We start from the raw sequence: 1,227 nt of genomic DNA on the forward strand, positions 1-1,227 counted from the left end.
TCATTCAAAATTACATTCAGCCACATGGAAGATTTAGACATTATTAATGGTGATGGTTCTATAAATAGAGTTGTGATGATGTCTACAGGACTTAAAGATGTGAATGATATTGAGATATACGAAGGAGATATTGTACGTATTTTTTCTAGCGATGGTATAGATTATAACGCTCAAATCATTTTTAAAGATGGTGGCTTTTGTGCAATAGATGGAACTAAAGATAATTATTCTACTATTCGTTATAAATTATGTGAATTTGATTTGAATTTAGATGTCATCGGTAATATTTATGAAGATTTTGAGTTATTGGACGAGGATTTAGTAAATGTTGAAAGAAAAGCAAAAGTATTTGATGAAATACAAAGCAATCTCAGCCACGTATTAGATTTAGGAAAGTATGAAACATTGGATTATAAAGATTGTCAGATATTAAAAATTATTTTACAGGAGGTTAATAATGACTAATCAATTAACAGTAGATCAATTACAAGAGTTATTACAGATACAAGAGGACTTTGACGGTAGAATACCGACACTTAATTTGCAAGATAGCAAGATTGCATATGTAGTTGAATTTTTTGAATGGTTTGACACATTAGAAACGTTCAAGAACTGGAAGAAGAAACCAGGCAAACCGTTAGATGTTCAACTAGACGAGTTAGCGGATATGTTGGCATTTGGATTAAGTATTGCGAATCAAACAAGTTCAAATGCTAAAGAAATAGTTGAATCAATAAAAGAAAGCTTTAAAGATGAACTATTTAAAGAAATGTTTGATTTTAATAATAAAGAATTTGCTAAAGATGCAATTTTAGGTTTACCTGATTTGGTTTATAACGAATTTTATCCTGACTATTTCACTGTTGTTGTGGTGTTCGATATAGCATACAACATTTACTCTATTGACCAACTCATCGATGCATACAAAAAGAAAATGAAACTTAACCATACTAGGCAAGATGGAATTGCAGATATAGACAAAGGTTACGTTTAAGGTATCAAGGTATTTATAAATAAGTGAAGAAGGTGCTTTTCAATGACAACAATAATCACATTAATTAGTTTAGCTATATGTATTAGTATATTTTACTTAATGTCTATAGTTTCTATTTATTATTTAAGACTTATATTAGGTATTGTACTGAGTTTTGGAATAACATTTTTATTTACATTTTCAATTTTATTTGAGCAATTAAATTTAGTTTTACCAATTTTAATATTCGTTAT

General features: G+C 28.4%; 3 protein-coding genes. All 3 read left to right on the top strand.

What is annotated here, in order from left to right; genetic code table 11:
• A partial coding sequence (locus tag ABTZ91_RS34040) for a YopX family protein (RefSeq protein WP_352081100.1) occupies positions 1-465 on the top strand: 465 nt, incomplete at its 5' end.
• On the top strand, positions 458-994 hold the full coding sequence (locus tag ABTZ91_RS34045) for a dUTPase (protein ID WP_070451275.1): 537 nt from the start codon (positions 458-460) through the stop codon (positions 992-994). The genes ABTZ91_RS34040 and ABTZ91_RS34045, both read left to right, overlap by 8 nt.
• 42 nt (positions 995-1,036) lie before the next feature.
• A partial coding sequence (locus ABTZ91_RS34050; protein WP_352081101.1) for a hypothetical protein occupies positions 1,037-1,227 on the top strand: 191 nt, incomplete at its 3' end.

Origin of the sequence: Streptomyces sp. NPDC126499, from assembly GCF_040302485.1 — a bacterium.
GTDB lineage: Bacteria > Actinomycetota > Actinomycetes > Streptomycetales > Streptomycetaceae > Streptomyces.